Source organism: Ralstonia sp. ASV6 (assembly GCF_016429285.1).
Taxonomy (GTDB): Bacteria; Pseudomonadota; Gammaproteobacteria; order Burkholderiales; family Burkholderiaceae; genus Ralstonia; species Ralstonia flaminis.
This window is the reverse complement of record NZ_JAELUI010000193.1, coordinates 1-7,984: the sequence shown is the minus strand read 5'-3', so window position 1 is coordinate 7,984 and position 7,984 is coordinate 1. Positions and strand designations below refer to the sequence as shown.

Annotated in this window: 6 protein-coding genes; 2 read left to right on the top strand and 4 right to left on the bottom strand. The window is 64.7% G+C overall.

All coding sequences use genetic code 11. The annotated features are described in order from the left end of the window. The 4 genes from JHD73_RS25105 to JHD73_RS25090 all read right to left on the bottom strand — a co-directional run. Positions 1 to 2,379: DNA topoisomerase III (locus JHD73_RS25105; RefSeq protein ID WP_199032885.1), on the bottom strand; the 2,379-nt coding region annotated here is incomplete at its 3' end. 242 nt (positions 2,380 to 2,621) lie between these two features. Next, positions 2,622 to 3,011: a thioredoxin family protein gene (locus tag JHD73_RS25100; protein ID WP_199032884.1), complete on the bottom strand. Its 390-nt coding sequence runs from the start codon at positions 3,009 to 3,011 to the stop codon at positions 2,622 to 2,624. 50 nt (positions 3,012 to 3,061) lie between these two features. Further along, entirely contained in the window at positions 3,062 to 4,270 is a 1,209-nt protein-coding gene (dprA, locus tag JHD73_RS25095; protein WP_199032883.1) for a DNA-processing protein DprA, read from the bottom strand. Positions 4,271 to 4,292: 22 nt separating this feature from the next. Then, positions 4,293 to 5,477 (bottom strand): LysM peptidoglycan-binding domain-containing protein, encoded by a 1,185-nt coding sequence (locus JHD73_RS25090; protein ID WP_199032886.1) that lies wholly within the window; start codon positions 5,475 to 5,477, stop codon positions 4,293 to 4,295. Between the two features lie 262 nt (positions 5,478 to 5,739). On the opposite strand from JHD73_RS25090, the gene def reads away from it, so the two are divergent. Beyond that, complete coding sequence (def, locus tag JHD73_RS25085; RefSeq protein ID WP_199032882.1) at positions 5,740 to 6,255, top strand: peptide deformylase; 516 nt, start codon at positions 5,740 to 5,742, stop codon at positions 6,253 to 6,255. Positions 6,256 to 6,265: 10 nt separating this feature from the next. Next, positions 6,266 to 7,984: glycosyltransferase family 39 protein (locus tag JHD73_RS25080; protein ID WP_199032881.1), on the top strand; the 1,719-nt coding region annotated here is incomplete at its 3' end.

Genomic DNA, 7,984 nt, shown 5'->3' with positions numbered 1-7,984 from the left:
CGTGCGTGCCGACTTGAAGCCGGTCAGCAGATCGGTCTTGCCCTCGGTCAGCAACTTGGCCAACTGCTCACGGCTGATCTCCTGCTGCAGGATGATCTTGCCGGTGGTGAAGTCGCACGTCTTGGGCTGCGCCACGGCGTTCTCGCACACGTACTTCAAGCCGTGTTCGTAGACGCTGCCGTTGCACTTCGGGCAGTGGCCGACGCTTTCCTGGCCGGAGAAATCCACCGGCTCGCCGTCGTCTTCGTCGCTCTGACCGAAGTCGAATTCCATCTTCCAGTGGCCGTCTTCCTGCGCCAGCTTGAGGATGGCCGCAAACGGCCGGCCCATCTTGCTGCGGAAGCCCTGCAGCGGGCCGATGGTCTTGTTGATCAGCAGCTCTTCCACCTCGTCCAGCTCGAACTGGCGGCCACCCGGGATCTTGCTGATCGAGAAGTCGCAGTGACTGCAGGCGAAGCGGCGGTAGTTTTCCTTGACCACGTGGCCGCATTGCGGGCACGGCGTGGAGAGCGTCGCGTAGTCGCCGGGGATGGTGTCGCTGTCGTATTCCTTGGCGCGCTTGACGATCTGCTGCGTCATCTGCGCGATCTCGCGCATGAACTCATCGCGCTCAAGCTGGCCGCGCTCGATGAGGGAGAGCTTGTGCTCCCAGCCGCCGGTCAGTTCAGCCTGCGTCAGTTCTTCCACGCCCAAGCCGCGCAGCAGCGTCATCAACTGGAAGGCCTTGGCGGTCGGGATCAGCTCGCGGCCTTCGCGCACGAGATACTTTTCCGTCAGCAGCCCTTCAATGATGGCCGCGCGCGTGGCTGGCGTGCCCAGGCCCTTGCCTGCCATGGCTTCACGCAGCGCATCGTCGTCGACCAGCTTGCCGGCGCCTTCCATGGCCGAGAGCAGCGTTGCTTCGTTGTAGCGTGCGGGCGGCTTGGTGGTCAGGCCCACCGGTTCGACCTTGTCGGTCTTGACCTTTTCGTCCTTGGCGACCGGCACGAGGTTGGCGTCCTCGCCCTGCGCCTCACGGCCGTACACCACCAGCCAGCCCGGGTTCACCAGCACCTTGCCTTCGGTCTTGAAGTGATGCCCCGCCACCTCGGTCACGCGCGTGGTGACTTGGTATTCGGCCGCCGGGAAAAACACCGCCAGGAAGCGGCGCACCACCAGGTCGTACAGCTTCTGCTCCGGCTCCGACAGGTTCTTCGGCGCCTGCAGCGTCGGGATGATAGCGAAGTGATCGCTGATCTTGCTGTTGTCGAAGATCCGCTTGTTCGGCTTGACCCACTGGTTGGCGAGGATCTTCTTCGCGTGCGTCAGGTAGTTGGGCGAGCTCTCGCCCAGCATGTCGAGCGTCTGCTTGACCGTGCCCATGTAGTCTTCGGGCAGCGCGCGCGAATCGGTACGCGGGTAGGTCAGCACCTTGTGCTTTTCATACAGCGCCTGCGCCAGGCCCAGCGTGTTCTTGGCCGAGAAACCGAAGCGGCCGTTGGCCTCGCGCTGCAGGCTCGTCAGGTCGAACAGCGCCGGCGACATCTGCGTCGACGGTTTGGATTCCTCTGTGACGGTGCCCGTCTTGTCGCGGCACGCAGCGACGATGCTCTTGGCCTCGGCCTCGCTCCACAGCCGCGAATCACGACGCTCGGGGTCGAACTCGTCCTTCTTGAATTTCGGGTCGAACCAGCGGCCTTCGTACAGGCCCGCCGCGGCGATGAACTCGGCGCGCACTTCCCAGTAATCGCGCGGCACGAAGCGTTTGATCTTCTCTTCGCGCTCCACCACGATCGACAGCGTCGGCGTCTGCACGCGGCCTACGGTGGTCAGGAAGAAGCCGCCGCCCTTGCTGTTGAAGGCCGTCATGGCGCGCGTGCCGTTGATGCCGACCAGCCAGTCGGCCTCGGAACGGCAGCGGGCAGCATCGGCCAGCGGCATCATGTCTTCATTGCTGCGCAGCTTGGTAAAGCCGTCGCGGATGGACTGCGGCGTCATCGACTGCAGCCACAGACGCTGCACCGGCAGCTTCGTGTTCGCGTGCTGCGCAATCAGGCGGAAGATCAATTCACCTTCGCGCCCCGCGTCACAGGCGTTGATCAGGCCAGTCACGTCCTTGCGCTTGATCAGGCGCGTGAGCACCTTCAGGCGTGATTCGGATTTGGCGATCGGGCGCAGGTCAAAGTGCGGCGGAATCACCGGCAGATGGTTGAAGCTCCATTTGCCGCGTTTGACTTCGTATTCGTCGGGGGCGGCGATCTCGACCAGGTGGCCAACCGCCGAGGAGAGGACGTAATCGTCGCTCTCAAAGTACTCGTCGTGCTTGGTGAAGCCACCCAGCGCGCGCGCGATATCAGCGGCGACCGACGGTTTTTCGGCAATGATGAGGGCCTTGGACATGTGAGCGGATCCTGGCGATCGCAAGCAATCAGGTAAACAAGAGGTCGCTTTCTATTAGCGGCCGTTCGCGTGGGTTTTGTAGAGTCTTATGGCAACGCGTGCCGACTTCAAGTGCTGCCGGCGCCTATCAAAGCGCACATTCAGGCAGTCTGCCCCAAATTTGGCCGCCAATCATAAGCGCGGTTCCTTTTCAGGTGCAATAGAGTGACGCAGACTTCGCCTTGCATTGTCAAGGCGCACAATCAAGCCAATTGCAGCAACCAGCCACGCAAGTCGGGTGCCGCCGTCACGGCTGGTGCGGCGCGCAAATCACGCGAAAGCATGCCTTCCACCACGCCGGCATGGGGCAAGACGGGGCCGAAAAACAACACATCGCCGGTTTCATCCATGCGTTGAATCAGCAGGGTGGGGAAGTTTTCGACGTCGAAATCGCCCAAGGCGTCGGCATGGTCTTCCACGTCCACCCAGACGAAGCAGCATTCCGGATGCCGCGCCGCCAGCTCGGTGAATGTCGTGCGATAGCTGCGGCAGGTGCCGCACCACTCGGCGCACAGGCACGCGACCAGCAACTGCCCTGTCCGCATGCGCGTATGCAGCGTAGTGGCGTCAGTGTCAGGCGAGAGCATTGGCATAGACAACGGCTGTGTGCGGCGAATAGGTCGCGACTATTGTAGGCACGCTTTCAAGGAAGCCGCAGGAAGCGCCCGCCGGGCTGGCGCTCCACACGGCCGTCCAGTTCCAGCGCCAGAAGCTGCGCAGACAATGCAGCCGCAGCCTGGCCGGTGCGCTCGCACAAGGTATCCAGATCGACGGGATCAAAACCGAGCGCATCGAGCAACGTGGTTTCAGCTGCACTTGGCGCAAGGCGCGCGGCGGGTGCTTGCGCAACGGCGGCACCTTTGGCCGGCGCAGCGCGTGAGGCGCGCTTGACTGGCGCAGCGGCCTGCCCCCAGCCCAGTTCATCGAGGATGTCGGCGGCGGTTTCCACCAGCTTGGCACCCTGCTTGATCAGCAGATGGCAGCCCTTGGCCAGCGGCGAGTGGATCGAGCCCGGGATGGCAAACACATCGCGTCCCTGCTCGGCGGCCAGCCTCGCGGTGATGAGCGAGCCGGACTGCGCTGCCGCCTCGACCACCAGCAGCCCGCGCGCGAGACCGGCGATCAGGCGGTTGCGGCGCGGGAAATTTTCAGCACGCGCGCCCATCCCCAGCGGGTATTCGGAGATGATGACCCCCGCCTCGGCAATGCGGTGCGCCAGTGCTCGGTTGCGCGCCGGGTAAACAATATCGAGCCCCGTACCCACCACGGCGATGGTGCTACCGGGCCCGCTCAACGCGCCCTCATGTGCCGCCGCATCAATGCCCAGCGCCAGACCAGAAACGACCGTCACGCTCGCCGCAGACAGCGCCTGCGCAAACGCCCGCGCATTGTCGATGCCAGCCGCCGTGGCGCTGCGCGCGCCCACCACGCCCACCGCCGCCGCACGCAGCAGCGACACATCGCCCTTGGCGTACAGCACGGTCGGCGGATCCGTCAGTTCCAGCAGGCGGGGAGGATAGCCACGATCGGCCAGCGTAAAGACGGCGTTGCCGGGCTCGTTTGCCCACGTGACGGTACGCTCGACAAGCGCAGCCAGCGCCTCGCCCGGCGCAGCAAGTAGCGCGCGTGCCTGCCGCTCGGGCAACACCCTGGCGAGCGCGGAATACGGTTGGGCGAAGATATCCTGCGGCAAACCGAATGCCGCCAGCAACTGACGTGCGGCAACGGGGCCAACACCGGGGGTTTCTGTCAGACGCAGCCACGCGGCCAGCTCTACGGAATCGCGTGTGCAGGAGAGGGAATCAATGGAGTCGGTCGCGGCACTCGCCGCGACCTCTGAGGCATCGGTCAAATCAGGACTGCGGTCAGCGTGATCAAGGTTGCATCATCGGATTATCGACAGCATCGCCCACCTCCACGGTGTTCGACGAGTCAGTCACCAGCGCGTAGGCCACGTGCGGGAACACACGGAACACGAAGGCCAAGCCGTAACGCTCTTCCGGCAGTTGCACGGCTTCACCGCCGGCAGTCCGATCCTTGACGACCGTACCGGCACGCGACAGCGCCAACACGTGGCCGGGTTCCAGCCCCTGCTGGCTGCCGATGTTCAGCACCACCACCTGATCCGAACCGCCAAAGCGCACACCGCCCGTCACCTTGGCAACCACGCCATGCACATTGCCTTCCGGCGCATGCGGTACGTAGCGCACTGGCACGCGCGGCGGCAGCGGCATCAGTTGCGTGCCGACGCCCATTTCTTCCTTGGACGTCAGCGCTTCCATCTTGGTCACGGCCTGCGGGCCGGTGGCCGCGCGCACCACGCGCAGCGTACCCAGGAAGTCGGCCTCATAGCCGAGCACGTTGCCGGTGACCGGGTCCTTGAGCGGCTTGACCGGACGATAGGCTTGCCACTCGGTGCCAGCCTGACCAGCTGCGCCATCGGGCAGGCCGCGAGCATAGGCGCTCTCGCCCTTGCCCAGATAGACACGACCTTCCGGCAGCTCAAAGATGCGCGCCGGCGTCGCCAGCGTTTCTTCATCCACCACGATCGGCTGCGTCAGGAACGGCTCGATGACCGAGGCGGGAATGCTGGAGATGGCGTCGCCGTCCTGGCCCGACACGCGGGCATGCGGCGACAGGCGCACCGTGCTGCCGTCCGCCGAGGCCGGCGAGCTCGACAACCAGGCGCGGCCGTTGGCGTGATGCAGATAGAGCACCTGGCCCGGATAGATCAGATGCGGGTTGCGGATCCGCTCGCGGTTCATGCCCCACAGTTCCGGCCAGCGATACGGCCGCTTGAGATACTTACCGGAGATCGCCCACAGCGTATCGCCACTGCGCACCGTGTATTGCGAAGGCGCGTTGGCGGCGAGTTCGGATTCAGGGATACCGGCTTGCGCGGCCACAGTGGCCTGCGCTTGTTGCGCCGGAGAGACAGTGCGCTCGGCAGCATGTGCGGCACCTACGCAAAACAGCGTTGCCGCGGCAACCGCAGACAAGGCGCAAACGTAAGACTGGCGCGCTTTCGTGGGGGATTGCGTGGCGGACTTGGAGAGCATCGGTGTGTTACGATGGCGCATTATTCTATGAAGAATCGGCGAGTGGTCCGCGTGCTTGGTCAGTGCCTGCGCGACGCCTGACCGTCGCCGCTGCGCGCTTCGTGCGTCGCAGCTAGAGGGGTATGGCATCGAGCATTCGTCAGGCTTTTTCCTAAGCCATGTGGCGGATAGCGCCCCCGATTCTGCATGACATTCCAAGCGATCGCAATTGAAGGCAACCCCTCGTTAGCGTGGCCTTCCGCAACCGTTGTTGCCAAGCATCATGGCCCTACTGAATATCCTGCAATACCCTGATCCGCGGCTGCACAAAGTCGCCAAACCGGTCGCCGAAGTCGACGATCGCATCCGCAAACTGGTCACCGACATGGCCGAGACCATGTACGAGGCGCCGGGCGTGGGCTTGGCCGCCACGCAGGTCGACGTGCACGAGCGCGTGATCACCATTGACGTGTCGGAGACGCGCGATGAATTGCGCGTGTTCATCAATCCCGAGATCGTCTGGGCCAGCGATGAACGCAAGGTCTGGGACGAGGGCTGCCTGTCCGTGCCCGAGATCTACGACAAGGTTGAGCGCCCGGGCCGCGTGCGCGTGCGTGCACTGAACGAGAAGGGCGAAACGTTCGAACTGGAGGCCGATGGCCTGTTGGCCGTGTGCATCCAGCACGAAATGGATCACCTGATGGGCAAGGTGTTTGTCGAATACCTCTCCCCGCTCAAGCAAACGCGCATTCGATCGAAGCTCAAGAAGCATCAGCGCGATCTGGAGCACCAGCGCTGATCCCGCGTTCATGCCACCTGACGCCGACGCGCGCGCCCACCCCCTCCCGCTGATGTCGACCGCACCCGCCGACACAGGCCCGGACAGGCGCGCCCGCAGTTTCACGGCCCTGTTGGTGCGGCACTGGCGCGTGGTCGTCGTGCTGATGGTGTGCGCGTACTTTGTGGCGGGCACGTTCTGGCGCGCGCCGTGGAAAGCCGACGAACCGTACTCGTTCGGTGTGGTGCTCAACATCATTGAACGCGGCGATTGGGTCATCCCCAATGTCGCCTTCGAGCCCTTCGTCGAGAAGCCGCCGCTGATGTACTGGACTGGCGCACTGGCTGTGCTGGCCGTGCCGGATCTGCCGCCCCACGAAGCGGTACGTTTGGCCGCGCTGTTCTGGATGGCGCTGACCTGCCTAGCGGTCTGGCGCACCGCACGCCTGCTGCGCGGCGAGGCACGTGACTGGCGCATGCGCGTTGGGGCGCAACTGGCACGTGGGCGCCCCGGCCAGACACTGGCAGAACGCCGAATCGCTGGGCTGGATGCCGGTGGCGCGGCGTTGCGCGACTACGCACTGGGCGCACTGTTGCTGTTCGCCGGCTGTGTCGGGCTGGCCGAGCATGTCCACAAATTCATTGCCGACGTGCCGCAACTGGCCGGCACCGCCGTCGCACTGTATGGCTTGGTGCGCTATGTGAAGGCGAGCGAGGCGGGCGGCGTACACGGCGTCGACGTACTGCGTCCGGCCCTGTGGTTCGGCACGGGTATCGGCGTGGCATTCCTTGGCAAGGGCGTGCTTGTGCCGGGGCTGTTCGCGCTGACACTGTTGGCCGCAATGGCGCTGCTGCCGGACTTCCGCAATCGTCAGGCATGGCGCTTCTACGCGTTATCGCTGCTGGCGGCGCTGCCTTGGCTGATGATCTGGCCGGCCATCTTCTGGCATGAATCACCGGACCTGTTCATCGAATGGTTCTGGGTCAACAACCTTGGCCGCTTCTTCGGGTTTTCGCACCTGGGCGGTGAGAAGGGATCGCTCGTTACCACCATCCGCTCGATCCTGCTGACTGGCACGCCAGCGGTGTGGCCGGCGCTGGCGGTGCTGGGGATCTCGCTCTACAAACTGGTGCGCCAGCGCGGACGAGGTGCGCGGGCAGCTTGGCTGTTGCCATACCAGGGGCACCTGGTTGTGGCGCTGTTCGTGCTCGTGACGATTGCCGTGGTGCTGCGCTCGGCGGTGCTGCGCGATGTGTATCTGATGCCGCTGCAACCGGCGCTGGTTCTATTGGGTGCGCCGATGCTGCTGCTGATTCCGCCCGCATGGCGTGCGCGTGCCTGGGTGGTATCGGTCACGCTGTTCGGCATGCTTGGGCTCGTGGTCTGGGCCGTGTGGGCCACGCTCGTGACCAATGGCGGGCAGTCGCTGCCAGGCTGGCTGGCCAAGGCGCTGGGCCGGGTGTTACCGCTGCCGTACGACATGCTGCTGCATCCGATTGCGGTGCTGGCGGCAGCAAGCATCACGGCGCTGTGGGCGATCTGTGTGTGGCTGCGTCCGGCGCGTTCGGGCGTGGTGGCGTGGGCCGCAGGTCTTGGCATGGTGTGGGGCCTGCTCGGCACACTGCTGATGCCCTGGGTGGACGATGCCCGCAGCTACCGCCCCTTGTTCCAGGCGATCAAGCCGATGCTGGAATCCGCGCAGATCTGCGTGGCTACGCGCGGCATGGGCGAGAGCGAACGCGCATTGATG

Bases quoted from the DNA above. Each gene is read 5' to 3' on its own strand.
- JHD73_RS25100 (WP_199032884.1), bottom strand. From the start codon at position 3,011: ATGCCAATGCTCTCGCCTGACACTGACGCCACTACGCTGCATACGCGC.
- JHD73_RS25090 (WP_199032886.1), bottom strand. From the start codon at position 5,477: ATGCTCTCCAAGTCCGCCACGCAATCCCCCACGAAAGCGCGCCAGTCT.
- def (WP_199032882.1), top strand. From the start codon at position 5,740: ATGGCCCTACTGAATATCCTGCAATACCCTGATCCGCGGCTGCACAAA.